Source organism: Leptolyngbya sp. CCY15150 (genome assembly GCF_016888135.1).
In the GTDB taxonomy this organism is placed as follows: domain Bacteria; phylum Cyanobacteriota; class Cyanobacteriia; order RECH01; family RECH01; genus RECH01.
In genome coordinates this window covers 96,646-121,713 of sequence record NZ_JACSWB010000147.1, presented here as the reverse complement: position 1 = coordinate 121,713, position 25,068 = coordinate 96,646, and the positions used below count along the sequence as shown (strand labels likewise).

Here is a 25,068-nt window from a genome sequence, read left to right as displayed (position 1 = left end):
CTCCCATCCTTCATGCTGAAATCCCTCGCTACGTCCCTGTTGATTGGGCTCGTTCGCCTCTATCGCCTGATTATTTCTCCCCTCTTTCCTCCCGTCTGTCGCTTTCAGCCCACCTGCTCCCAATACGCCATGGAAGCGATCGCTCGCTTTGGGCCTCTACGAGGGAGCTGGATGGCCCTGCGGCGCGTCTCCCGCTGTCATCCCCTCCATCCTGGTGGCTACGATCCGGTACCGCCGCCTGCCGATACTGAGACGCACCCGTCCCATGAACCCTGACGATGGGAGCGATCGCCCCGATCATGTCCTGCCCATAGCCCATAGCCAGGCTGTACTTCAAGCATGCGATCGCCTGATGATTCGAGCGATCGCCCCGATCATTTCCTGCTTTCGGGCCGCAACACCTGCTAAAATAGCTGCGTTGTTTCAGCGTGTTTAACGTCTTTGAGTCAATCAGTAGACCTACCGCAAGACCTGCCGAAGGTAGACGAGTTTTTACAAGAACTTGCGACGATCCAACAGACCGGAGCTAAGCGGATCGCGATACTGGGTTCGCGGCATGTGCCCATGACCCATCAGTATCTCATTGAACTCATGAGCTACGCGCTGGTGTTGGGCGGCAACCAACTTCTCACCTCCGGCGCAACCGGGACAAATTCTGCCGCCATCCGGGGGGCCATGCGTGCCGATCCCAATTTGTTGACGGTGATTTTGCCCCAAAGCCTCGATCGCCAGCCCAAGGAATCGCGCAAGCAGCTTGAAAAAGTGCTGCACCTCGTCACCAACCCAGCCCATGATGACTTGCCCCTAGCAGAGGCTAGCGCGATCTGCAACGAGGAGATCATCTCTCGGTGCCAGCAGCTCATTTGTTTTGCCTTCCACGATAGCCGCACCCTGCTCAAAACCTGCCAGGATGCAGAGGATCAGCGGCGGCTCGTCACCTTGTTTTACCTAGACTAGGAACTCTAGGGGACTATCCACCCATTCCCTAGAGTCCCAACAGTTTGGGCAACATGACCTATACCTATCAGAGCATGGCACTTTCGTTCGTTGAGACAGTCTCAACCCCCACAATTTTGCTGTACAGCGTAGCGATCGCTGCTTTGTTGATCTATCTACCCTTTTTTGTGGTGGGCTATGGGCGCTTGAAAGCTGGCTACAACTCATCGGCTCCCCGCGCCCAGTTTGATCAACTGCCTCCCTACGCTCAGCGGGCAACCTGGGCCCATCAAAACGCCTTCGAGTCCTTCATGATCTTCGCCGCTGCTGCCCTGATGGCCTACGTGACGCAGCAGACCAGTTCCCTGGCAGCGATCGCCGCCCTCGCCTATCTGGCAGCGCGATCGCTCTATCCAATTTTTTACATTTTGGATGTACCCTGGGCGCGATCGATGATGTTTGGCGTGGGCAACTTGGGGATCATCACCCTATTTGTGATCAGCTTGCGCAGCCTAGTACTCTGAAGCAAGAGTAAACCGTCTAGTTGCTAAGGCAGGAAACCTTTTGTCCTGAAATTCCTTTTCGTTCTTCTGTCTTCGTTCTTCTATCTTGCTCAGCCTAGGAACCTAGATCATCCGGTCTAATAACCATTCGGTGCCAGAGGACAACCTCTCCGGTACTATAAACCTGTGGCCTGCTGATGAACCATCAGGGGCTTTGTTGCATTGAGAACAGCTCAGCGAGATTATGGCTTCCAATCTATCCTTTGACATTGTCAGCGACTTTGACCACCAGGAAATGGTCAATGCAGTAGACCAAGCCATGCGAGAAATTCGCACCCGGTATGACCTCAAGGATACGAAGACCGAGATGGATCTAGGAGAAGATCTGCTCACGATTACCACCGACAGCGACTTCACCCTGCAGTCGATTCACATGGTGCTGCAAACTAAGGCCGTGAAGCGGGGGCTATCGCTGAAAATTTTTGACTACGGCTCAGTTGAATCCTCCAGCGGTAATCGCGTGCGGCAAGAGATCAAGCTGCAGCGAGGCATTGATAAAGAACTGGGCAAAAAACTGTCGAAGATCATTCGCGACGAGTTCAAAAAAGTGCAGGCCGCCCTGCAAGGCGACTTAGTCCGGGTCTCGGCCAAATCCAAGGATGACCTACAACTGGTTATGCAGCGGCTCCGCCAGGAAGACTTGCCGGTTGAACTCCAGTTTGTGAATTATCGGTAGCATCTCCCAACCCTAGCCTCCCGGCAAGGCAGTGTTCTGCGTCTGAGACGATGTGCGTTGGTACGCTAAAGTTCCAGGGTCGCTAGACCCAGATACCTGATCCCGGCTGGTGTCACATCAAAGCGGCAGGGCAGAACCTCTACCCCGGCAGCGATCGCCTCTCGTAGAAGCTGACCGTAGGTGGGATCGGCCACATCACCGGGGGAAAAGCGATCGCAGTCGCCTCGGTTGATGAAATAGAGCATGACGGGGCGAGCCGTTTCGGCGATATGGATGAGTTCCCGCAAATGTTTTTGCCCGCGGGTGGTCACCGTGTCGGGAAACAGGGCCAGGCTCCCCTGCACCCAGGTGGTGTTTTTCACCTCAATGTAGAGGGGGCGATCGCCCTCCGTCGGCTGCAGGACAAAATCAATGCGGCTTTTGCCGTCTATACCGTAGGGCACCTCGGGGCGAATGTCTGTGTAGTCGCCTAGTTCCGGTAGGCCGCGATAGTCCAACAGCGATCGCACCACCCGATTGGGCAACCCCGTATTCACTCCCACCCAGGTGGGCACCGTATCCTCCACCTCAATCAACTCCCAGGTGTAGGCCAGCTTGCGCTTAGGATTATCGCTTTTCGATACCTGCACCCGGTTCCCCGGCAAATAAACCCCGGTCATCGGGCCCGTATTGGGGCAATGGGCCGTCACCACCTCACCACTATCCAGCTCGATGTCGGCAAAGAAGCGTTTGTAACGGTTGATTAACCGCCCAGACAACAGCGGCGGGTAAGGATAAAACCAATCGATAACCATTCTGGCTCGGGGATCTAGAAAAGACACAGCATCCAAGTCCAGTACAGCGCACTGGCTTTCAGAGTATGCCGTGATTGCACCAGCGCGTCAACTCAACCGGTTCACCCAAGGAGCGATCGCCCTAGCATATGATCCCCGCAGGGTGAGGGTAACAGCGGTTACAAAACCATGACAACTGCTCTGTTACGCTTGTGAACGCAACTTCAAACAAGTATTTACCGTGGGCGCTGTTTGCATCCAGATTGTTGAAGGAAACCCCCATTTGCGATCGCTACTCGGTTGGCATCTGCAACAAACGGGGTACTGGGTTTACCAGTCGGCGGATCTCCATCAAGCCCGCGAGACATTTCAGACTAGGCAACCCAACCTTGTGGTGCTGGACTCTGAACTGCCTGGCGGTGACGGGCTCGAATTTTGCCGATGGCTACAGAGTCAGCAGCAGGCATTCGTCCTGATGTTATCAGCCCGCACGACTGAATCAGATATTGTGACGGGGTTACGGGCAGGGGCAGATGACTATCTAACCAAGCCCTTTGGGATGCAGGAATTTTTGGCCCGGGTAGACGCCTTATCGCGTCGTAGCCGGATGGTTTCTGCTCCTGACTCCCTCAACTACGGAGAGCTAAAGATTGATTTAATTCATCGCCGCGTGCGGTTGAATGAAGAATCGATTGAGCTTACCCCTCAAGAGTTTAGTTTACTCTATGTTTTGGCCCAAGCTGGGGGGCTGCCCCTGAGCCGGACAGAACTGCTGCGGCGGGCCTGGCCCGATGCCATCGATAACCATCGCACGGTGGATACCCATGTCCTTTCCCTGCGTAAGAAAATCGAGGTTGATCCCCGTCAGCCCAATCTCATTCAAACCGTACGGAATGTAGGCTATCGGTTTAATGTGGATGTGCTGTCCCACGATCGCCCGACATCGATCACCGCAGCTAGCCATGGCACCACCAACGGCACCAGCGATCGCCCCCTGTTTAACCATCGTCCGATCGCCAACGAGCATCCTTTTCCCCGACTAGCAGAACGTTAAGCTAGTCGTGCCTGCCATGGCTAGGGAGTATCTAGGGCCATAGGCAGATAACAGGCCAAGCGCGATCGCCCAGCAGACTCAAGGGTTGACGTTGGGTCTGCATCCGCCAGCGGTGTTTCGAGTAGCTCCAGCCGTCCGTTCATCCTGTCGAGCAAAATTTGACACATCATCAGCGCCATGCCCACCGACACGGGCAGACGCGGGCTACCAGGCTGGAATCGGGATGGGCTTAGGGGCAGCGGCGTTTGGTGGCGAATGCCCTGAAGAATCTGATGCATTAGGCGTTCTGGCGGAGGGCTGGCATTCATAAAATCCAAGGGTTCTCGCCAAGCACTGGGCGGACGATAGTCGTCAATCCAGATCTCCACCTGCTGCTGATCCGGTTGGGGGTGAATGGAAACATGGATGGTTCCCTCCTCCATCAGCATGATGGGCATATCAATCAGCATCACCAAAACCTGCTGTAGTCGCCGAGGATCTGCCTGTACCCAGATCTCTGGATCCACAGCATCCACTGAGAGGCGCAAATTTCGGTTCTTGGCCAGCAGGTTGGTTAAGGCATAGGCTTCATCCAGCACGGTTGCAAGCTGAACACTTTGCAGCGACTGCTGAACCGTGCCGTACTCTGTTTTTGAGACCAAAATTAGGCTATCTAGCAACGCCAAAAGCTTTTGAGTTGCCCCATAGGCTTGATTGACACAGTCGCGTTCCTCGTCGTGGTCTTCACACAAATCCGTCAAAATGAGTTGATGCAGACTGATGATCGAACTGAGGGGCGATCGCAGCTCATGGGACGTGCGCGCCAAAAAGCCAGCTCGGAACTGGTTCATCTCCGCAGCGAGATAGTAGGCCAGCAGCGCCTCCTGCACCGCTTGATGGATGACCACATCAGGATGACTAGCCTCTACATCCGAGCGGTGTATCTCCACTTGTTCAGGCTGGTCAGATTGGGAACGTTCGAGCAACCGCGAAAGCTGGGGGCGTGTGATCAGCCCGACACCAATGCCAACCATCAGAAATACCCAAGAAGTGAAGCCCATAGCCAAGTTAAAAATCTGACAAGGTACGTGAACAGGAGCGGTAGGACAGAGACATGTGATGTAGATACACACAGGTAAGGCGATCGAGGCGACTCGATCTTAGCCTGACCCAACCCAGTCGCGATAGACCATCAGCTCTATGGAGAATCTTGGGATCCTGCAGCGACTTGGCAGTATGGAGATGCTATGACTGATCATCGACGAACAGATGTTAGTACGACAACGGTAAGGTAGCGGAGATTTAGGTGATGATTTCAGCAAATGGGAACCTGTCTTGACATAGCTACGGCCCCCCTCAACATGACACATGCTGTTTTCAACAGTACCTCAGCATGGATAAAACGCAGCTAGTTGTCTCGCCGTCTTGCCTCCCCGTAAGATGGGTCAGCGTGATCGAGAGCAGACCTATCCTCCATGGAAGTCTCATGTTGGGCGATCGCCCCTATGGTCTCGCATCCAGACTAACACCACCCTGGCGGTGGATCGAGTGGATCGAATGGGTGGATCGAATGGGTGAATCCAGTTGGGGATCAACGTGAGGGATCAGCTTGGGGAATCGCATACGTGGATCGGGCTCGTCCTATTCGACAGCAACCCTGAATGAACCATGAGCCCACTGATCCAGCACCTGATACAGCAACTGATACAGAGGAGACTGACGAACAGCCCAGAAGGTTTCAGGTATCCCTCACGCTGATCGTAGTGATTGCCAGGCGAGCTGGGCCGCGCCCACCATCCCCGCCTGATTACCCAACTGGGCCGTCAACACCTGTAGCCCCTGCCGTGAACTTGGCAACACCCGCTGCTCTAGCTCCGCCTGCATACTGGGAAAAAAGAAAGGGGCGCTAGCACTGACGCCGCCGCCAAGAATCACCGCTTCTGGCGTCAGCACATAGAGCAAACTGGCTAACCCTGCCCCCAGATCTCGCCCGTAGGCTTGCCAAAAGGCGATCGCTTCCCCATCACCCTCGGCCGCCCGTCGGCCCAGTTCATCGGGTTCTAGCCCCGTGCGGCGGCGAATGGCCTGGACGGAAGCATATTGCTCCAAGGAGCCGCGATTACCGCTGTTGCAGGGCGGCCCATCGGGGTTGAGGGTAATCAATCCCAGTTCCCCAGCCGCCCCTTGGTGACCGACAAAAAGCTGACCATTGAGAATCACCGCGCCACCCACCCCCGTGCCCAAGGTGAGCACAATCAAGTTGGCAATACCCTGCCCGGCCCCTAGCCAGGCTTCCCCCAGCCCGGCACAGTTGGCATCATTGGCCAAGACTGTCGGTCGTCCGGTGCGCGCTTCTAGCCAATCCGCCAGAGGCACATTCTGCCAGCCCGTTAGATTAATCGCCACCTTAGCCACCCGTCCTGCCGCATCGGCCGGCCCCGGTGTACCTAAACCGATCGCCCCACAGTGATAGTCGGGATCTAGGGTCGCGATCGCCCCCAGCAAGGCTTCCAGCACCGCCTCAGGCGTCGCCGGTTGGGGCGTGGGAATCGTAAGCGAGCGATCGCAGGTTCCTTGGCGATCAAAACAGCCTAGCTTAATGGCGGTGCCGCCCAAGTCAATACCGAACACCTGTTGAATAGATGACGTTTGCCCCACAGTTTTCCTCGTTGTCGTTGCTGGATATGGCCCACGGTGGGCTGGAATTAGGAGTCCAATCAGGACAAGCCACCGATCGCGGCTATCCCGACGTAGCCTGCCGATCCCCTACCTTCTCCTTGATTGGGGAAACATGAATCAGCAGTCTAGCGCTCGCGGCGTACCAGGGGATTGATCCAGTCATTCAGCCCTTCGCCCACCAGCGATAGGCCTACCACCAGACTGGTCATCGCTAGCCCTGGAAACATAGCCGTCCACCAGATGCCGGTGGGCAGAGCATCTAGGGCCTGCCGCAGATCCTGGCCCCATTCTGGCGTTTGCTCCGGCAGCCCTAGGCCGAGGAAGCCTAGCCCCCCCAGCACCAGCACCGCATCCGCCGCATTGAGGGTGAACAGCACCGGCACACTTTGAATCACGTTTAGAGCCAGGTAGCGAGACAGCACCGTCCAGGTGGAAGCCCCCATGGCCTGGGCAGCTTCGATAAACAGCTCCGTCTTGACGCTCACGGTGTGATTGCGCACCACGCGGTAGTACTGGGGCACATAGGCAATACTGAGGGCGATCGCTGCATTCAACACCCCCCGTCCTACCATAAAGGCTAAGGTCACAGACAGCAGTAGCCCTGGCAAGGTGTAGAGCGTGTCCATGAAGAAGAGCATCACCCGGTCTACCCGGCCTCCCAGATAGCCGCTGACCATGCCCAGGGGCACACCCACCAACAAACTGAGCGTTGTCGCCAGCAAGACCACGTGCAGCGCCGCTCGGGTGCCAAACAGGGTACGGGAAAACACATCATATCCCTTGCGATCGGTGCCAAACCAATGGTCGGCGGAGGGAGGCGAATGGATCGGATTTTCTAGGGGCACCTTGAAGGGATCCTGCAGCAGACCCCAGTCTTGAAACCAAGGGGCCAGCAGGGCAATGACCACAAAGAAGGTCGTAATCACAATCCCCGCCCACATGAACCGGGTGGAGAGGCTGGGGGCGATCGCTCGCTGAAGTAAAGGCGGCAGGCTAGATTTCGCTTGGGTCACAGGGTTCATCAACTCTGGGATGATTCTACCAAGACTCTTGACGCTCTTGGGGAATCAGGCCGACCGCAGAGTCACTTGAGATTGCTGCAGGTGGTGCATGTGGTGGAATAAACGCCAGCAATATTGCTCCGATAGACCGCAGGTCACCGCGCCCCGCAAGACTACGTTGAAGTACCAATCGTTGGGAGCGTGCTCTTCGGTTAACTTCTCGATCACACTGTAAGTGCGCACGTGAGGGTAAATGCGATCGCCTTGGTGAATGGCCACAGTAGCTTGCTGATAGCCCTCTTCCCGTTCATCGAGGCGATCGCTTAGATGCATGGGCAGCCGATAGAGCACGCCCTCCACGGTGGCGCTAGCATCAGGCACTACGTCCAGCACACCGCAGTTACGCAGACGCGATCGCCGGAAAAAGCCTAGCCGATAGCCCTGAAGAACCGCAGGGCCGAGCACATAGGCATGGGTTGATTCTCCCAGCGATCGCTTGAGATCCACCGGGCACATGCAGGATCCGTAGGCAAAGTAGTAGAAAAATGCATCCCTGGTCATGGGTACAGGATGACTCTCATCACGCTCAGATGGGTATTGCATAGCTGCGGATAGGGTAAGGGGAGACTGAGTTTCGAGCATTCAACCGCCGAGCCCCATCTAAACTAGACGTTTGCCACGAACGCTAGGCGGTTGCTTGATAGCCTATGATAGCGAGTTAACGCACCTCGCTCTAGTGCTCTGATTATAAACCCTCGTATCCCGACCGGCAAACCGTAGTTTGAGTCCTTGGGGAGCGATCGCCCTCCAGGTTTCTGTAGCTTTGATCGCTCTGCGATTGAACTCATCCCCCATCGCCGGACGAATCTGCCCGAACCGGGGTTCTTGCGCTAGGCTATTGCGTATAAATTTCAGCCAGTTTTCCCAGCACCACCCATGACCCAAGCCGAATGCCGCCAACGACGCGATCGCCTGATGGACAAAATCGGGCAGGGCACCGCCATCTTTTGCAGTGCGCCCATGGCCGTCATGCACAACGATGTGGAGTACAACTTCCGTCAAGATAGCGACTTTTACTATCTCACCGGCTTCAACGAACCAGAGGCGGTGGCCGTCCTTGCGCCCCACCACGATCAGCATCGCTACGTGCTGTTTGTGCAACCTAAGGATCCGGAGCGGGAAACCTGGACGGGCTATCGCGTCGGCGTGGAAGCGGCCAAAGAGCGCTACGGGGCCGATGAGGTCTATTCCATCACCGAGCTGTCGGACAAGCTAACTCAATATGTGGAAAAGGCCGATCGCATCTATTACCACCTCGGACGCGATCAGAGCTTCAATACCAAAATGTTGAAGCTTTGGCAGCACTGTCTGCGGCGATATCCTCGCACGGGTCAGGGGCCCATTGCACTCGAAGATCCGGGCCCCATCGTCCACGGAATGCGGCAGATCAAAGATCCGCAAGAGCTAAACCTGATGCACCAGGCTGCCACCATTTCCGCCGCGGCCCACTGTCGGGCCATGGACTATGCCCGAGGCGGGTGCTACGAATATCAGGTGCAGGCAGAAATTGAGCATAGCTTCCGCCTGGCAGGAGCCATGGGGCCCGCCTATCCCTCCATCGTGGCATCGGGAGACAACGCCTGCATTTTGCACTACACCGAAAACAAACGCCAGATGCAAGATGGCGACCTGCTGCTGATTGATGCTGGCTGCGCGGTGGATTACTACAACGCTGACATCACCCGCACCTTTCCCGTAGGCGGCCGCTTCAGCGATGAACAGCGCCTGCTCTACGAAATTGTCCTAGAAGCACAGATGCAGGCGATCGCCCTGGCCCAACCCGGTCAACCCTACCAGGCGATGCATGAAACCGCCGTGCGGGTGATTGTAGACGGCTTACTTGATCTGGGTCTGCTGGTGGGCGATCGCGATACCTTAATTGCAGAAGAAACCTATAAGCCGTTTTACATGCACCGTACTGGACATTGGCTAGGGCTCGATGTCCATGATGTGGGCATTTATCAGCATGGGGAAACGTCCCATCAGCTCGAACCAGGGCAGGTGTTCACCGTGGAGCCAGGCATTTATGTCTCACCCACCATCCAGCTCGCCGAAGGACAGCCCGAGGTGCCCGAACCCTGGCGCGGCATCGGCATTCGCATTGAAGACGATCTCGTGATCACCGAAACGGGGCATGAGGTGTTGACGTCTGGAGTTCCTAAAGCGATCGCTGACCTAACACGCTAGTCCTCCGGGGCGGAATCTTACTCTGTAGGAACGCCGAAGGGGCCAAAGGAAGCACTTGGTCAGCAGAGTGGGCGGCACTAAAGATGGAGATCTTCATCATCGACTTGCGTATCCTGCTGATCCACCGTTTGATTCAGATAGGGTGCAGATGGCTCCGTTGAAGCATAGGGCCCTGTTAACGGTTCTGTTACAACATGATCTGTTACCCCCTTATCAAGTGGAACCGGCTCCTCCGAACCGTCCTCTAGGGTCACCGTCTGGTCGGGAAAAATAGTGGTTCCTTCACTATCAAACGCCAATAGGTTATCTTGACTATAGTCAGCTATCACAGTTTGAAGCTGGGATGGATGGAGCGATCGCTTCGAGCTATGAGGCGGTAAGGATAGATGATCATCGTCCTCAGACTCCCCTAAAATCACGTCACTCATATCTGAAATCATGGGAGCGATCGCTGCCTGCACCTCTTGAGCAGTCTTATAGCGCTGCGTAAAATCATGATGTACCATACGATCAACGATTGTAGCTAATGCTGGCGTCAGCCCTGGCACGCGGTGCTTCCAAAGGATCGTACCTGTTTTAGAATCATGGTGCAGCATCCGGGGATTTTGCCCTGTCAGAGCTTCGATAGCAATGACGCCTAGGGCATAGATATCGCTATTAAAATGGGGACGGCCAGCCGATTGTTCGCCAGGCATATAGCCGGGAGTGCCCACTGCAACCGTAAATTTAGTATCGCTGCTGCTTTCAGCTAATTGGGTGGATATTTTTTTGGCAACCCCAAAATCAATGAGCACCAAGCGCTGATCCGACTGGCGACGGATAATATTAGACGGTTTTAAGTCTCGATGGATCACATCCTGCTGATGCACATAGTCTAGAATGCGCAGCAGATCGGTGATCATATCTACCACATAAAACTCAGGAAAACTATGCCGCTGGCGAAACTCCTCAGCCAGCGATCGCCCTGCAATAAACTCTTGAATCAGATAAAAATCTCCAGCTTCCTCAAAGAAAGCCATCAGTTGCGGAATTTGATCATGGTGCCCTAGCTTTTCTAAGGTCTCCGCCTCTGTACTAAACAAGCGCCGAGCAAGACGGATCGTTTTAGGATTATCTGTTTTCACCTGAAGCTGCTTCACCACACAGATCGGATTTCCTGGGCGTTGCATATCCCGCGCCGTGTAGGTTTCACTGAAGCCACCCGATCCTAAAACGTTAACAATTTGATAGCGGCTGCCCAGCACTTTTCCAGCCAGCTCTCGCTCTCGTTCCCGCAGCAGGTCTTGCAAATCATCCTGCTGACTGATAATTTCCTGCACAATCGGCGATGCAGAATATTGCTTGAGGGTATTGCGCAGTTGCTGCTTGCGTAGCTGTTCTTGGGCAGTTCCCGACAGCAGTTGCCCAAACCCAATCAAGGCGATCGCCCCCACAGGAACCGCCGTTGGCACAATCAACTGCCCATGAACAAACACCATATAACCCGTGATCCACCAAGCGATCGCCAGCCCCATGGCAACGCCCCACCCCGACAGCGGCTGCCGCCGTTGGATGACGAGGAATCCCGCGCCGACGATCCCCAGCAAAACCACCATCCCCCGCAACGGTGCCTGAGGAATAGCCGATCGCAACGTCCGCCCTTCTACCAAGGCAGCGATCGCATTGGCATGAATCTCCACCCCCGGCATAGCTTGGCGATAGAACCAGCTTTCACTAAACGGGGTGGGATAAAAATCTTGATGAATCGCTGCCGTGGAGCCCACAATCACAATCTTGTCGTTAAAGTAGTTACCACCTTGCAGATAGGTATCCCAGGTATCTGGATCCAGCACATACCAAAACGGGATGTGGGTAAAGGTTTGAGCTGGCCCATAAAAGAACAGCGTATCGCCATGGGAAGATAAATAAGATCGTTGGGATGCCTGCACCGTCGCCTCTGCCAAGGTTGGCAGGGTGCTGCCCAGTTGGCGATAGGCGGCTTGCTGTGCCGGGGGTGAGTTACGAATTAGCTCCGTTAAAAACTGTTCACCAAAGCGATGAATTTGCCCGTTGGGTTCCAGGTAAAAATTGATCGAACCGAGCACCGATTGGGGCGATCGCAGCGCTGGAAGCGGCATCGTCAATTGGGTGACCATCCCCTGCGCACTATCGGTTTGGGTATATTGCGCCGCGAGAGCCACCTGGCTAGCGTGGTTCGTCAGCGCCTCCGCAAAGCGCTGATCATCCTCAGCCCCGTAACTACTCGGCGACGAAAACACAATATCGAGAGCAACAGCCTGCCCGCCCGCATCTAAAATTTTCTCGATGGCAATGGCATAGGCTGTCCGTGGCCAGGGCCAACTCTGCAAAACCTCTAGGTGAGCGTAGCGTTTGGGATCACTGTTATAAAATTCACCCTGGGACAACGAGGCTTCATCAATGGCCAAAATCACCACATCATCCGGCGGAGGCACGGGGCCGCGTAGCTCAAAGTAAAACGACTGGGCCTGCCGCTCCAACGCCTGCACCAGCCCCACATCCAATGCCGTTAAGCCCGCCGCCAAGACAGCGATCGCCCCCGCAAACCCATAGCGCCCCCAGCGTGTCCACTGAGATACGGAGAGAATGGTGCTTTCTCGATGGGTCGTCGCTGCTGGGCGATCGCCCCTTCCATCAGAACGAGCTGGCTGGGTCGGCATAGGTCGGCATAGTTTCAATCATGGGCTATTCGTGATCACCATGATGCACCCGATTGCATGACATCGACTCCTAGGTTAACGCAGGCCTCAGCCAACTGGCCTTGTTAGCCAACGCCATTGGATGTGTGGCCATAGGCCTGCCAAGCCAGCGCCGCCAAACCATTGACGATCGCCGCCGCCACCACCGAGCTTCCCTTGCGCCCACGGATGAGAATGTGAGGAATTTGGGTTTGGGAGAGGCGATCGCTCATGTCTTCCAATCCCACAAAGCCCGCTGGCGTACCCACCACCAACGCTGGCTTGATATCCCCCGCTTCCAACAGCCCCACAATGGCAGACAGGGCCGTCTGGGCCTGACCCACCACAAAAATGCCTTCCGGGTATCGCCGCGCCAGGGTCTCAATGCCCCAAGCAGCCTGAGTTTTGTCCCGCTGCGGCCGTGTAATTGCTTCCATGCTGCAATACACGGGGTTGGCAAAACTGGCTTGAATATTGGGCATGATGCCAACCTGCACCATGGGTACATCCACAATCACGGTGCTCCGGGCCGCCAAAGCTGCTGCCCCCGCCTGTAAAGCTTGGTGGGAGAAGTGAATCAACGACGCATAGTCAAAATCTGCCGTGGCATAGATGACACGGCGCACCACCTCATACTCCGATGGAGAGAAGGGATGATCGCCAATCTCTTGATCAATAATTCTCAGGCTTTGAGCATCTGTAATGTGCCATTCCATAAAACAGGGGATGTCATAAAGGGATTGAACCATTCAGAGACGAGTCTCATCGTGGCTTAGGAGGCTAGGCTAGGCTAGGCTACCCTAGACCGGACTCAGAACACAATGCACGAACGGCAGACTGCCTTATAGGGAGGAGGATGCAGGCTTGATCAACGGGGACTGGGGCAACATCTTCCTCAATGATGATGAGCTATGCTCTAACCCTACTCTAAGTAGGGTCGAAGTGCACCTGTCTCTTGTGAAGTCCTCGGGCAGGGTCTATAACCATCGAGATCTACCAAGATCTATGAGCTGGTTGCTCCCGTGGTGAAGGTCTAGTTGAATGAGCTTTTGAGCAAGATTTCCAACGAGAGATCAGGGGTTCCCAGAGATGGGCCAAACCATCAGAATACTTGTCTATCGACGGCCAAATGGGTTAGAACAGATTCAAGCTATGTGGGTTTGCTCTGTTCGACAAGAGTAGTGCTTCAGACGCATGGCTTCACGCACTTGGTCTAACATCTTCCTAGAACGACGATGCGCCATGACAACTCCACAGACAAGTATCCAATACAGTGTTAACAATACATATGTACCTTTAACAGCAAAATGGAAGATTTACGGATCTTTGCTGTCTATCTACCCTACAAAGGGCTATTATGCAGGGTATTCGTAGTCTATCTACCCTCAGAGAGCCATTAGACGGCAAATGCTATGCCTATTCACATAGTAGTAGGCACATGAGCGGCTTGGAACCTATAGATGATGCTTTACAGTAAATGCTATAGCTGCTATCAACGACTTTGGGCAAACAAGGAAGCATGTCTTACTCTAAAACTGATAAAGACAATTTTTTTGCGGCAGTAAATTCGCTAAAGAAGTATAGAAGAGCTGAAATAACTGACGAAGCAGGAAAAGATCTTGTTGAGACTCTTTATACTGACTTACTGCCAAATGAGCAAATTTTGAAAGCGTGTTTAACAGACAATACAACCTTTCTAATTGGAAGAAAAGGAACTGGTAAATCTACAATTTTTCTGAAGCTACAAAGAGAGTACAGGAAGAAAAGCAACATTCTATCCTGCTACATTGACGCAAAAACTGTTTTTGAGTCTTCTCAGACTGACTTTATTAATATAGAGCATTTAGATGGAACTATATCAGATGATGCATTAAGCAAGTATATTCTTGAAAGAAATTTTATTCAAAGCATTTTGCGTTCTTTGCTGGAAGAAATCAAAAAGAAATCAGATAGCTTTTTGGAAAAAATAAAGCAAGCCTTAGGAATTGGAGGAGTGCGAAATGTCACAGAGAAACTAAAAAAATTGAACGAGATTATTGACAACAATGATCATCTTAAATTGATTGAAGTTCCATCTCTACAACAAATATCGATTAGTAGAAAGTTATCTGCTGAGAAAGCAAATGAAATAGCATCAAGCAAAGACAGCAGGCTTATGGGAACGGCAAGTCCAACAGACTTGGGAATTGATGCTTCTTCTTCGATTAGTCGAACTACTAAAGATTCCAGGAAGAATTTGTCTGAGTTAGAAGAGCAATTCTCCGATGTCTTTCTAAAGGTTTTTCAAATTAAAAATTTTATAAATCAACTTAAAGATATACTTTCTTTGCTAGAAATTCGGAGCCTTGTAATTCTCCTTGACGATTTCTCAGAGATTCCTGACCACTCCATGCGAGTTTTTGTAGACGTTATTTTGGCACCTCTGAACAATTGGTCAGAGGAGTTTATCAAGTTCAAAGTAGCAGCGTATCCCAACAGGGTTTACTTTGGAAAAATTGACCAAGGAAAAATTGATAAAATAAGCCTTGATTTCTATGATCTTTACTCTACTAGAGTCAACAAGAGTGTTATGGAAGAGAAGTCTATTGATTTTACTCGAAGGCTCATTGAGAGGCGGGTAGAGCATTTTACCAATCAACCTGTCGAATATTTTTTTGATACTAGGAAGGAAGGCATTGAAGAATATTATGGTTGTATATTTCAGGTTTCGATGAATGTACCAAGAATTATTGGCTACATTCTTTACTACTGCTATGAGAGTAAAGTTGCTTATGGTAATCCTATCACCAAGGCATCTTTAGAAGATGCTGCCGAAAAATATTATGAGCTAACAATCGAACCATTTTTTCATAATACGACTTATTCTCTTAAGTCATTTGAGGAGAAAATATCTATACTTCAACTGAGAGAGTTGTTACTAATCTTTGTAGAAGAATTAAAAACCATTCAGAGCAAGATAAGAACCAATGAACTATCAGGAGTTATTTATGAAGTAGTCAGAACTAATCCATACACAAGTCATTTTATTTTTAATCCAATACACGAACAATTTCTCAAAACATTAGAGTTAAACTTTTTCGTAAGCAAGTATAATGAGATGAGCGGTAGAGATCGTGGAAAGCAATCTGTCTACTGCTTAAATTATGGCTTGTGCGTTAAGTACAGATTGAGGTGGGGTTATCCTAAAGGAGCTGAACATAGGAAATATTTAATTTCTAGACCATTCGATTTTAATAACATAATTGAAAGTTTTTTAAGAACATCAAAACGGATTATTTGTATTAATCCTGAATGCAACCGCAACTTTCCATTTGATCAGCTTCAGTTTCTTGAATTTACTAATATGAAGTGCCCAGATTGCCAAAATCCAGTAAGAGTTGTTGCTAACTCTGAAACTATAGAAGCAGAGCTTTCGAGGGTAGATAATGCTAAACTTTTACCTGATGTGGAACTTGGAATTCTCTACGAAATTCACAAATCAGAGAACTCACCCAAGCCGAAAGAAATAGCTGAGGAGCTTGATTGTTCTCATCAATTAGTTGGCTGGAGAGCCAAGAAATTAGATGAAGTAAGGGGCTTAATTTCAAGAGAGAGCGAAACTGGTCAGCGAGTTTACAAACTTACAGATAAAGCTAAAGAAGACTACTTTCCTGAATCTGATTAGATATAACGGCTGCATACTCATCTAGATTAGAATAGGCTAACAATTCAAATGCAGCGGATGATTGGAAGTGTTTGGTGCTAAGTTCAAGGTTATCTGCCGCTGCTCAACCTGAGCGTTAGTGCGATCACCGATCTTGTAGGGTTAGTTCCCTATTGCAAACCTTACTACCCAACCGTATAGATTTTGGGAACGCACCATGTTCATAAATTCCTCGAAGCAAGCGATAGCAGTCTAACATTGCCCATGCACACCGACCACCAAAAGGTTATCTGTTAGTATTCAAAAGCACGAAACAACAACGCGGGTTTGAGCTTGGGCATGAGACTTAGGTTTCACTACAATTTCCACATCTTGCCCCAATGCATTTAGGAAGCGAAACAATCGTGCAGTCGAAAAGCCCGCTAACTTTCCGTTGACTAATGCTGAGATTTTAGGTTGGTCAATTCCTAACATCTCCGCTGCCTCAGCTTGAGTCATCTGCTGCTTCGTAATAATGCTGCTGATCCTACGAGCAAGTTCTGCTTTGACCAGCAATTCATCAGCGTTCTCCAAACTCAAATCTGCAAACACGTTACCACTGCTGGCTTGTACTCCAATTTCTTGAGTCATATCTTACTCTCCTTGCTGTTGATTATAATTCTGCGAGTAATGTTCTCTGGCTCGTTTCAGCCGTGCTTCGATCAACTCAATATCCTGTTTAGGAGTAGCAATGCCTTGCTTTGATTTTTTCTGAAACGCGTGTAGGACGTAGATCACACCAGCAAGTTTCACCGTGTAGACAGCTCGATAAGTATCTCCGTCAAAATCTTCTACAACCTCCAATACTCCAGCCCCCTTAAATCCTTTAAGTGGCTTGGCTGAGGGATACTTTTCACCACTTTGGGCTAAATACAAGGCGTACCCAACAGTTTGCCGAACATCCTCTGGGAATCTTTTCAAATCCTCAAGAGAACGTCCAACCCATTCAATTGGCTTTAACGATGCACTCATACCTCAAATATGCCATTTTTAGCATATTATTGTCAATCAATTTAGAGACGCTGCTGGATCAGGGTATGAGTCAGCAACGCCTATCCATCATCTAGCAATCTGCGGTGGAAATTGCCCCTTCAGTTAGATCTTAGTCCTGGGTTGGCAGAACCTCAGAGTAGGCCTTGACATCGGTTTTCAGGCGGCTAAATTCAAAGTCCGCTGCGGTGTCTGATTGAGGGGCGATCGCATTCCAGATCAACACCACAGCCACAGAGACCACAATCGGTGCTGAGAAACTGACAAGCAAGTCACCGGCAAAAGGCACATTGTTCCAAGGGCTAAAGTCGGGTTTCGGGAAAAAGATAGCACCCACGCCAATTCCCGCCACGCTGCTCACCAAGGCAGTCATCCCATTAATCCTGCGGTTATAGAGACCATACAAGACTGGGAACAAGGCTCCAGCACAGACCAAATCGGCGAGCAGGAATAAATAAAGCACGTTATAGCCCTGGGCAGCCACCAAAATGACGGGAATACTAATGGCTACGGTCAAAATCCGCGAGAGGCGCAGTAGGCCATTCTCATTGCTTTGGGGCAACAGCCGCCGTAGATCCAGAATCAATACGCTGATGAGGCCATTCAGTAAGCTATCGAGACTGCTCATCACCAAGGCTAAGGCTAAGATCAGCACGAGGGCGATCGCCCAGATAGGAATTGCTAACTCCTGCAGCAGGGAGAAGAAGGCAATGTCGCTGTTGAAGCCAAAATGCATGGCCAAGATGCCCAGCAACCCTGAAATGCAAAGCATGGGTAAGATCACCAGCCCTGATGCCAAAAACGATCGCCGCACGGTATTGTCGGTGCGACAGGCATAGATACGTTGCCAGTTACCTTGGTTAAACATTTCCGCAGAGATGATGGCAATCACCAAAGTCAGACCAAACTTGATGGCTGGGCCGTTGCTGAAGCTCAACAGTTCTGGAGCATTGAGGCGCACTGGTTCTAACGCTGCTGTGATGCCGCCGAGGTTGCCCACCGCGATCGCCAGCACAATCAACAGCAAGGGCGTGATGATCACAAACTGAATAGCATCGGTGAAAATGGTGGCTCCTAGCCCGCCATAGGTGGTGTAGACAAAGGTGGCGGTGATCACCACCAAGGCTGTCCATCCCAGCGGTACATCAGCCAGGATATTCACCGCCTTGGCGATCGCTGTTAATTCTGCCACCAGGTAGACCAGCATATAAAAGGCAATGATCAGCAGCGTTAGGGCATACATGGCATTGCCAAAACGGTGGAGCACATATTCATTCAGCGAATGGCCTTGGGGCATGAGCTGGCGGATGCGCGGCCCAATCCACACGAAGCCAATCGACGGGACAGCCTGCCCAATACAATAGCCGGCAATCCCCGCTACGCCGCTAGTGGCTCCCACCTCGGGGGGGCTGAACAAAATCCATGCGCCCATGGTGGACGCGACCACCGTCGCAAAGGCCATCCAACCGCCAAAGCGATTGCGGCTCACCATATAGTCTTCCAAATTAATGCGGTGCCGACTGGCATTAACAATGCCAATTAACGAAAAAACCGCCGTCGTCACCAGCGTAACGACCAGTGCGATCGCCCCAATGGACATCCCACGAACCCTCTCAAAAACGACACAACAGGACGCTAGGGGTACCTGTTGGCCCTCATCCCCCAACCCCTTCTCCCAAAAAGAGAAAAGGAGAGCTGGATTCAAAGTCCCTCTCCCGCTCTGGGGATTTAGGATGAGGGCTACAACGTGGAATGCACCCACCCTGTCTAGAGACTGGGTCGCTGTTCTAGGCTGTCTACCGGTGACGTCATGAACCACCGACGACACGGTTGACGTTACAAACCATCACAATCCACACTTCCCTCCGCTGGTATTACCCAGACTCAGGTTCTGAGGGTGTAATCTCAGCCCGGACTTGCGCCCTAGGCACCCCTAGCTTCTTGGATAGTATCGTACCATTGAAGGGCGATCGCCCCCAGATTTACGTTGTCACCCCACCCCGACATCTATGTCAGCTACCCTAGATGTGCTGCCTGATTCAGAAACCATGAAGCTAAACCCCTCGGACATTGAAAAGCTAGAGCAGTTTTTCGACAAAATTAAGTCGGATACCTATCCAGAACCGCCCAGTGGGCTACATACGGCGATCACCCAGCGGATGATTGATGAAGTATTCAGCCAATACACCTTACCCGACGGGGCAGCGGTACTGGATATTGGCTGTGGTCAAGGGGTGGCGCTAGAGCTATTTTTACAGCGAAATCTCAAACCTGTCGGCATTACGCTGAACCCTAAAGATGTCGCCGTTTGTCAAGACAAAGGGTACGAGGTCTATGAGATGGATCAATCGTTCCTAGACTTTCCCGATGCCACCTTTGATTTTATCTGGTGCCGTCATTGCCTAGAGCACAGCATTTTTCCTTATTTCACCCTGAGCGAAATCTTTCGGGTGATGAAACCCGGTGCCTATCTCTATATTGAAGTCCCAGCTCCTGATACAAGCTGTCGTCATCAGGATAATCAAAATCACTACAGTACCCTAGGCAAAAGTGCGTGGCGATCGCTAATTCAGCGCACGGGTTTTCAGATCCTGGAACTGCGGGATATTTCCTTTCAGGTGCCAGCCGGGCCCGATACCTACTGGGCTATGATTCAACAAAAACCTATTTAAGACTGAGAATACTATGACAACCATACCGGCGGGAGAGAATCAACCATGAGTGATGCCTGGATCATCCCTGGTACGTTTGGGGGCATTACGCTGCTCGGTGTTACGCTCCTTGGATTCGGCATTTTTTTCTTGAAAGAAGCCCGTCTTAGTCAAGATTGGCCATCGGTGCAGGGTAAGGTAAACAGCATTCAGGTGGTTGGTCGCCTTTCTGGTCAAGGAGCAACGGCACGCAAACAATACCACTACACCATTCGATATACCTATCACGTTGAGGGACAGGACTACACAAGCGATCGCTATTCTTTGGGGACGGGCGTCAATGCAAGTTCACGCTATTATGGCCAAAGGGAAGAGGCTAGAAACGCCGCCCGACAGGACTACAAGCTGGGTCAACCCATCGATGTTTACTACGATCCCCATGATCCTGAGAAGGCCTTGCTGCATCCGGGGGTCAACCGAGCCACCTATGTCCCGCTTGTTTTGGGACTATTATTCACCGCCAGCGGCCTAGTCTTTCTCGTTCCGTGGTGGTTGGGTATGTTCAGCAGCCCCAGTCCCGATCTAGGTTTGCCTGACTAGGGCCATAGCGCAGAGTGTAAGCCATAGCTACAGGATAATCCTCAATTTCTACTAAGGCGATCGCCTCCTGTTTTGGTGTCAGCATTATGGACAAGCACTTTAGACAGCAAGGGTCGTCTAATGTCGCCAATGTTCACTAGAGTGTAAGACATTGATACATTTTGTAGCATGAGCTAGGACATGATCGCTAACGCAGTCAAACAATCGCCCCTTGGCAAGGATATAGGAGGATTTTTCATGCTGGCTATTCCGCTAGCCAGTGCCCAGGTCGCCCAGGCCACGGTTGGTCTGGTGGATACGATCATGATGGGGCGTTTAGGCACCGAAAGCCTTGCAGCGGGAGGGCTGGCATCCACCATGTTCCAGTTTTGCCTAACGACGGTCAGCGGTATCGTGATGGCAGTCAGTCCCCTAGTTGCCGAGGCCTATGGAGCCGGACAACCAGCACGAGTCGAACATATTGCTCGCCAAGGACTGTGGCTGGCCATCATCCTCACCCTGCCCTTAATGATAATCATCAGTCACTTGGATGCAGGTTTGCTGGCCCTTGGACAACCGGAAGCGATCGCCACCCGTGCTGCTCCCTACTTCAGGTTTATTGTCTGGGGAATTTTTCCAGCGTTGGGCTTTGCTATGCTGCGAGGCTATGCGTCAGCCCTGTCCCAAGCCAATGTTGTGATCATTATTGTGATCATCGGCACCCTGGTCAATATTACGGGTAATTATGTGCTGGGGTTTGGTAAACTTGGCTTTCCCCGCATGGAATTAGCTGGACTAGGGCTTTCCAGTGGGCTTAGCTTTTGGTTTATGTTTATCCTATTTCTCATCTATACTCTCAAGCATCCGCAGCTCAAAAACTATCGATTTCTGCAAAACTTCCATCACGTCAACCTCAAAATTCTCCAGAAGCTAACCACCATAGGAGGAGCGATCGCCATCACCATTGCTCTAGAATATGGCTTATTTGCCACCGTCACCTTCCTCATGGGTATCCTAGGAACCGATATCCTTGCCGCCCATCAAACCGTCTACCAAACCATGTATATTATCTTCATGGTTCCCCTAGGAATGTCCTACGCCGTGACAGCCCGTGTAGGTCAGTGGCTGGGGCAGAAGGATATGAAGGGCGTGCGCCGAGCGGGCTATGTTGGTATGGTGATTGCCGGATTATTTATGTTCGTCACAGCGATCGCTTTAGTGATCTATCGTCGGCAGGTGATTGGCATCTATATCGACATCGATCATCCAGATAATGCTCGGGTTCTCGCCTTAGCGATACCGATGTTATTTGTTTCATCCATCGCCCAACTGTTAGACGGCATCCAGCGCGTAGCCATGGGAGCGCTCCATGGACTTCAAGACACCCGTATTCCTATGCTGATCAGCGGTCTAGCTTTTTGGGGTGTGGGTCTCACAAGCGGCTATGGTCTTGGGTTTATCCTAGGATTTGAAGGAGTGGGATTATGGATTGGGCAGTCAATCGGCGTTGCAGTTGCTGGTCTAATTTCTATTCTGCGGTTTCATCGCCTCACAGGTCGCCGAACAGCGATAGTATCTATCAAGCCATAGCGTTCCGCCTGCGTCCACAGTAGCTGGAGCAGCGATCGCAACAACTGCAGCTTGCATCATCATCACAGGCGGCTAGCTTCCCAGCCCAGCAATGCCGCCTTGCGCTCCAGCCCCCACCGATAGCCACCTAAGTCTCCCGACTCACGAATCACTCGATGGCAAGGAATTAGATAGCCCACAGGATTCCGCCCGATCGCTGTCCCCACTGCCCTTGCTGCGGTAGGACGACCCAGGATCTTAGCCATCCCACCATAGGTTGCTAAGCCGCCCGGAGGAATCATCAGGAGCGATCGCCAGACCTGAATCTGAAAATTGGTGCCTTTCACATGGGCCGTCAAAGGCGTAGGATGAGTTGCAAGGGGGGTAAAAATGCGATCGCTCACCTCCTGCGTCGTTGCCGGATCCAGAATCAGTTCTGCGGCTGGCCATTCTGTCTGCAAATACGATATGGCCGCATCTACATCACTCTCTTCTAAGAATATCAGATTACATATCCCTCGATGGGTGAGAGCAATTAAGGCGTAACCAAACGGTGTCCCATGGATACCATAGCGAATCTGCAAGCCACGACCGCCAGACTTATATTCTCCAGGAGACATAGCCTCTAGGTTGACAAATAAATCATGCAGGCGTCCCGGACTCGATAAGCCAGCATCAAGGGTGAGATCTAGCAAATTTTTGCTGGTCTGAATCTTTGACTTAGCATAGCCCACCGTCAGATATTGTAAAAATCGTTTAGGACTGATGCCAACCCATTGGGTGAATAAGCGCTGAACGTGAGATTCACTGAGATGTAGATGAGCAGCGATCGCCTTCAGGTCAGGCTGTTCGGCATGGTGTTGCCGCAGGAACGCGATCGCCGCCGCGATGCGTTCGTAAGTGTCCTGCTGATTGAGCTTGGTATCCGCTGAAGAGGTCATAGTGTCGTCTAGTGCCGCTCTCTATCACCCTCACTGTACTGATGGCTGGACAATTCCACCACCCGTTTCTTGCTGTCTAGGTTCAGGCTGTCCCTTCAGAAGCGAAAGAGTACCCCTGGGGGTACTGCCAACCCCTAGGTCGCGTTTCTATCGTTGAAGAGTCCAGGCAAGGATTGCTGGAGGTCGCAGCTTGCATATCGTTCAACAGGATCGCCGTCGTCCACGGTTAGCACCTCACATCGCCCAGGTACGTATGCTCAACCTACCAGCGATCGCCGCTTACCTGGGCCGGTTTTTGCATCATCTCATCCGCCCTCGTGGTCTTGAATCAACGCCCCCTTTACTAATGTCCAGGAGAACTACAATGGATCCAATTTTATATTGGAATGACGTTGCCCTTGAAGCCAATCGTGTCAGCCACACCAATGGAGCAGGGGAGCAAACCGGCCCCACGCTCAGTTCACGAGCCTTAGCCATTGTCCACTTAGCCATGTATGATGCCTATGCTGGCGTACGCGGCAATCCCCATGCTCCCGTCAATCTATCTCCCTACCTACCTGGTTTGCCTAAGCCTCAGGCCAATGCTTCTGCCGATGCTGCGGTTGCCATGGCTGCCCACACAACCTTATCTCTATTATTTCCCAGCCAAAAAGCCTTTTTTGACACCAAATTAGCGCAGGCTGATCTAAGCGGCGACAATCTGCAAGATGGCTATGATTATGGACGCCTTGTAGCCCAGAAGATTCTAGAAAAACGGCAGGAGGATCCAAGCTCTAGCGATGCCAATTACACCGCATCGTTAGTCCCCGGTGCCCATCGCCTGGATCCAGATAACCTAACCCAAGGTTTCCATGCACCCTTTTACGGTGCAGAATCCCGATGCTTTGCAGTTACCAATCGCCACGAATTAGACGCTCCCCCAGCCTTAGACAGTGATGACTATCGCCAAGCCCTACGGCAAGTACGGGGCAAGGGTATTGCACCAGACTTGATGGGCACTCTACCCAATGATCTGGAACCACGCACGCCGAACGAAACGCTGATTGGTGTCTACTGGGGCTACGACGGTGCAGCTGAGCTAGGTACTCCACCTCGGCTCTATAACCAGATTGTTCGTAAGGTCGCGATCGCTCGCGGCAATACTGTAGACCAAAATGCGCGGCTCTTTGCCTTGGTGAACGTGGCTATGGGCGATGCCGGCATCTTAGCTTGGGATCAAAAATATATCCATGACCTATGGCGTCCTATTGTGGGCATTCGAGAGGGCGATCGCTCCCTAGGCCCCAGTGGCACCGGGCAAAGCGGTGAGTTATCTGAGAATGCTGATCCATCATGGCTACCCCTAGGCGCGCCTCGCAGCAATGCACCCACACCCACCAACAATTTCACGCCTAACTTTCCTGCCTATCCCTCAGGTCATGCTACCTTTGGAGCAGCGGCGCTACAGATGACTCGATTATTCTACGGCACTACCGGCTGCGGTAGCGACAACCTGTTTGATGGATTAACCTTTGTCTCCGAGGAATTCAATGGCATAACCACGGATAGTCAAGGTACGGTGCGTCCTCGCCATGTACGCAGCTTTCCAGATGGTCTATGGCAGATGATTGTGGAAAATGGACTCAGCCGAGTTTATATCGGTGTGCATTGGATGTTTGATGCCTTTGCCGTCGATAGTTCTGGCAACCCCGATCCATCTCAAAATATTGGAGGAATGCCCCTGGGCATCAAGATTGCCGAGGATATTTTCACCAATGGTCTCAACCTTTCGGTCATCGGGCCGCGTCAACCCCATTACTAATAGAGTCATCGTCCCATGGGTGACGATATCAAGGAGATTAAGCCCTAATTCTCTCATCAGTATAGTTAGCTAGTCTGGCGAGTGTTCGTCAGAATATCCCACCATCACAAAAGAGTTGCAGCATATCTCCCGCTAGCGCTCTTCCAAATTAGACCACCCACTGATCTTAGCCCTTCTCCCCTCAGGAGAGGGGTTTGGAGTTTGGGCGGCGCTATTCACCTTGAAGGGATGCTCTAGATTGGACAACATGG

General features: G+C 51.9%; 24 protein-coding genes and 1 riboswitch. Of the genes, 13 read left to right on the top strand and 11 right to left on the bottom strand.

Annotated features, from left to right (window positions below):
- Window positions 1-12 precede the first annotated feature (12 nt).
- From yidD to JUJ53_RS06075, 5 genes are all read left to right on the top strand, one after another.
- Window positions 13-276: a membrane protein insertion efficiency factor YidD gene (gene yidD / locus JUJ53_RS06095; RefSeq protein WP_204151097.1), complete on the top strand. Its 264-nt coding sequence runs from the start codon at window positions 13-15 to the stop codon at window positions 274-276.
- Window positions 266-436 carry a hypothetical protein gene (locus JUJ53_RS06090; RefSeq protein ID WP_204151096.1) on the top strand — a complete coding sequence of 57 codons (171 nt, stop codon included), beginning with the start codon at window positions 266-268 and terminating at the stop codon, window positions 434-436. The genes yidD and JUJ53_RS06090 overlap by 11 nt, the downstream gene beginning before the upstream one ends.
- 5 nt (window positions 437-441) lie before the next feature.
- Window positions 442-957, top strand: a complete 516-nt coding sequence (locus JUJ53_RS06085; RefSeq protein ID WP_204151095.1) for a DNA recombination-mediator protein A — start codon at window positions 442-444, stop codon at window positions 955-957.
- A 74-nt stretch (window positions 958-1,031) separates the two neighbouring features.
- Window positions 1,032-1,460 carry an MAPEG family protein gene (locus tag JUJ53_RS06080; protein WP_204151094.1) on the top strand — a complete coding sequence of 143 codons (429 nt, stop codon included), beginning with the start codon at window positions 1,032-1,034 and terminating at the stop codon, window positions 1,458-1,460.
- Between the two features lie 223 nt (window positions 1,461-1,683).
- Entirely contained in the window at window positions 1,684-2,175 is a 492-nt protein-coding gene (locus JUJ53_RS06075) for a YajQ family cyclic di-GMP-binding protein (RefSeq protein ID WP_204151093.1), read from the top strand.
- Between the two features lie 65 nt (window positions 2,176-2,240).
- On the opposite strand, the gene sfsA is transcribed toward JUJ53_RS06075, so the two are convergent.
- Entirely contained in the window at window positions 2,241-2,969 is a 729-nt protein-coding gene (gene sfsA / locus JUJ53_RS06070) for a DNA/RNA nuclease SfsA (protein ID WP_204151092.1), read from the bottom strand.
- A 220-nt stretch (window positions 2,970-3,189) separates the two neighbouring features.
- Here sfsA and JUJ53_RS06065 point away from each other — a divergent pair, with 220 nt between their 5' ends.
- The gene (locus tag JUJ53_RS06065) at window positions 3,190-4,002 is read left to right on the top strand and encodes a response regulator transcription factor (RefSeq protein WP_204151091.1); all 813 of its coding nucleotides are present in this window, start codon (window positions 3,190-3,192) and stop codon (window positions 4,000-4,002) included.
- A 20-nt stretch (window positions 4,003-4,022) separates the two neighbouring features.
- Here JUJ53_RS06065 and JUJ53_RS06060 read toward each other — a convergent pair whose 3' ends face one another.
- Together JUJ53_RS06060 and JUJ53_RS06055 are read right to left on the bottom strand one after the other, a co-directional pair.
- Entirely contained in the window at window positions 4,023-5,042 is a 1,020-nt protein-coding gene (locus JUJ53_RS06060; RefSeq protein ID WP_204151090.1) for a HAMP domain-containing sensor histidine kinase, read from the bottom strand.
- 688 nt (window positions 5,043-5,730) lie between these two features.
- Complete coding sequence (locus tag JUJ53_RS06055) at window positions 5,731-6,639, bottom strand: ROK family protein (RefSeq protein WP_343327899.1); 909 nt, start codon at window positions 6,637-6,639, stop codon at window positions 5,731-5,733.
- On the opposite strand from JUJ53_RS06055, the gene JUJ53_RS06050 reads away from it, so the two are divergent.
- On the top strand, window positions 6,624-6,776 hold the full coding sequence (locus JUJ53_RS06050) for a hypothetical protein (protein WP_204151089.1): 153 nt from the start codon (window positions 6,624-6,626) through the stop codon (window positions 6,774-6,776). The genes JUJ53_RS06055 and JUJ53_RS06050 overlap by 16 nt on opposite strands.
- Window positions 6,777-6,785: 9 nt before the next feature.
- On the opposite strand, the gene JUJ53_RS06045 is transcribed toward JUJ53_RS06050, so the two are convergent.
- Both JUJ53_RS06045 and JUJ53_RS06040 read right to left on the bottom strand, forming a co-directional pair.
- Window positions 6,786-7,673 carry an ABC transporter permease gene (locus tag JUJ53_RS06045; protein WP_343327898.1) on the bottom strand — a complete coding sequence of 296 codons (888 nt, stop codon included), beginning with the start codon at window positions 7,671-7,673 and terminating at the stop codon, window positions 6,786-6,788.
- Window positions 7,674-7,727: 54 nt separating this feature from the next.
- Window positions 7,728-8,222: a gamma-glutamylcyclotransferase gene (locus tag JUJ53_RS06040; RefSeq protein WP_343327897.1), complete on the bottom strand. Its 495-nt coding sequence runs from the start codon at window positions 8,220-8,222 to the stop codon at window positions 7,728-7,730.
- A gap of 375 nt (window positions 8,223-8,597) precedes the next feature.
- On the opposite strand from JUJ53_RS06040, the gene JUJ53_RS06035 reads away from it, so the two are divergent.
- The gene (locus JUJ53_RS06035) at window positions 8,598-9,908 is read left to right on the top strand and encodes an aminopeptidase P N-terminal domain-containing protein (RefSeq protein ID WP_204151086.1); all 1,311 of its coding nucleotides are present in this window, start codon (window positions 8,598-8,600) and stop codon (window positions 9,906-9,908) included.
- Window positions 9,909-9,985: 77 nt separating this feature from the next.
- On the opposite strand, the gene JUJ53_RS06030 is transcribed toward JUJ53_RS06035, so the two are convergent.
- The gene (locus JUJ53_RS06030) at window positions 9,986-12,586 is read right to left on the bottom strand and encodes a serine/threonine-protein kinase (RefSeq protein WP_204151085.1); all 2,601 of its coding nucleotides are present in this window, start codon (window positions 12,584-12,586) and stop codon (window positions 9,986-9,988) included.
- A gap of 104 nt (window positions 12,587-12,690) precedes the next feature.
- A complete protein-coding gene (locus tag JUJ53_RS06025; RefSeq protein ID WP_204151227.1) occupies window positions 12,691-13,320 on the bottom strand; it encodes a precorrin-8X methylmutase in 630 nt (209 codons plus the stop codon).
- 803 nt (window positions 13,321-14,123) lie between these two features.
- Between JUJ53_RS06025 and JUJ53_RS06020 the strand changes: the two genes are divergently transcribed.
- Complete coding sequence (locus JUJ53_RS06020) at window positions 14,124-16,268, top strand: MarR family transcriptional regulator (RefSeq protein ID WP_204151084.1); 2,145 nt, start codon at window positions 14,124-14,126, stop codon at window positions 16,266-16,268.
- A 279-nt stretch (window positions 16,269-16,547) separates the two neighbouring features.
- Here JUJ53_RS06020 and JUJ53_RS06015 read toward each other — a convergent pair whose 3' ends face one another.
- The 3 genes from JUJ53_RS06015 to JUJ53_RS06005 form a co-directional block, all read right to left on the bottom strand.
- Window positions 16,548-16,877, bottom strand: a complete 330-nt coding sequence (locus JUJ53_RS06015; protein ID WP_204151083.1) for a helix-turn-helix transcriptional regulator — start codon at window positions 16,875-16,877, stop codon at window positions 16,548-16,550.
- A 3-nt stretch (window positions 16,878-16,880) separates the two neighbouring features.
- On the bottom strand, window positions 16,881-17,258 hold the full coding sequence (locus JUJ53_RS06010; RefSeq protein WP_204151082.1) for a type II toxin-antitoxin system RelE/ParE family toxin: 378 nt from the start codon (window positions 17,256-17,258) through the stop codon (window positions 16,881-16,883).
- Window positions 17,259-17,388: 130 nt separating this feature from the next.
- On the bottom strand, window positions 17,389-18,876 hold the full coding sequence (locus JUJ53_RS06005; protein ID WP_204151081.1) for a Na+/proline symporter: 1,488 nt from the start codon (window positions 18,874-18,876) through the stop codon (window positions 17,389-17,391).
- Window positions 18,877-19,119: 243 nt separating this feature from the next.
- A riboswitch (TPP riboswitch) is annotated at window positions 19,120-19,221 on the bottom strand.
- A gap of 64 nt (window positions 19,222-19,285) precedes the next feature.
- Between JUJ53_RS06005 and JUJ53_RS06000 the strand changes: the two genes are divergently transcribed.
- The 3 genes from JUJ53_RS06000 (at window position 19,286) to JUJ53_RS05990 (ending at window position 22,096) form a co-directional block, all read left to right on the top strand.
- On the top strand, window positions 19,286-19,948 hold the full coding sequence (locus JUJ53_RS06000; RefSeq protein WP_204151080.1) for a class I SAM-dependent methyltransferase: 663 nt from the start codon (window positions 19,286-19,288) through the stop codon (window positions 19,946-19,948).
- A 45-nt stretch (window positions 19,949-19,993) separates the two neighbouring features.
- Window positions 19,994-20,527 carry a DUF3592 domain-containing protein gene (locus JUJ53_RS05995; RefSeq protein WP_204151079.1) on the top strand — a complete coding sequence of 178 codons (534 nt, stop codon included), beginning with the start codon at window positions 19,994-19,996 and terminating at the stop codon, window positions 20,525-20,527.
- Between the two features lie 237 nt (window positions 20,528-20,764).
- Window positions 20,765-22,096, top strand: coding sequence for an MATE family efflux transporter (locus JUJ53_RS05990; protein ID WP_239124813.1), 1,332 nt, complete (start codon window positions 20,765-20,767; stop codon window positions 22,094-22,096).
- A 62-nt stretch (window positions 22,097-22,158) separates the two neighbouring features.
- Here the strand turns inward: JUJ53_RS05990 and JUJ53_RS05985 are convergent, their stop codons facing one another.
- Window positions 22,159-23,016, bottom strand: a complete 858-nt coding sequence (locus JUJ53_RS05985) for a methylated-DNA--[protein]-cysteine S-methyltransferase (RefSeq protein WP_204151077.1) — start codon at window positions 23,014-23,016, stop codon at window positions 22,159-22,161.
- Between the two features lie 364 nt (window positions 23,017-23,380).
- Between JUJ53_RS05985 and JUJ53_RS05980 the strand changes: the two genes are divergently transcribed.
- Complete coding sequence (locus tag JUJ53_RS05980; protein ID WP_204151076.1) at window positions 23,381-24,817, top strand: vanadium-dependent haloperoxidase; 1,437 nt, start codon at window positions 23,381-23,383, stop codon at window positions 24,815-24,817.
- Window positions 24,818-25,068: the final 251 nt, after the last annotated feature.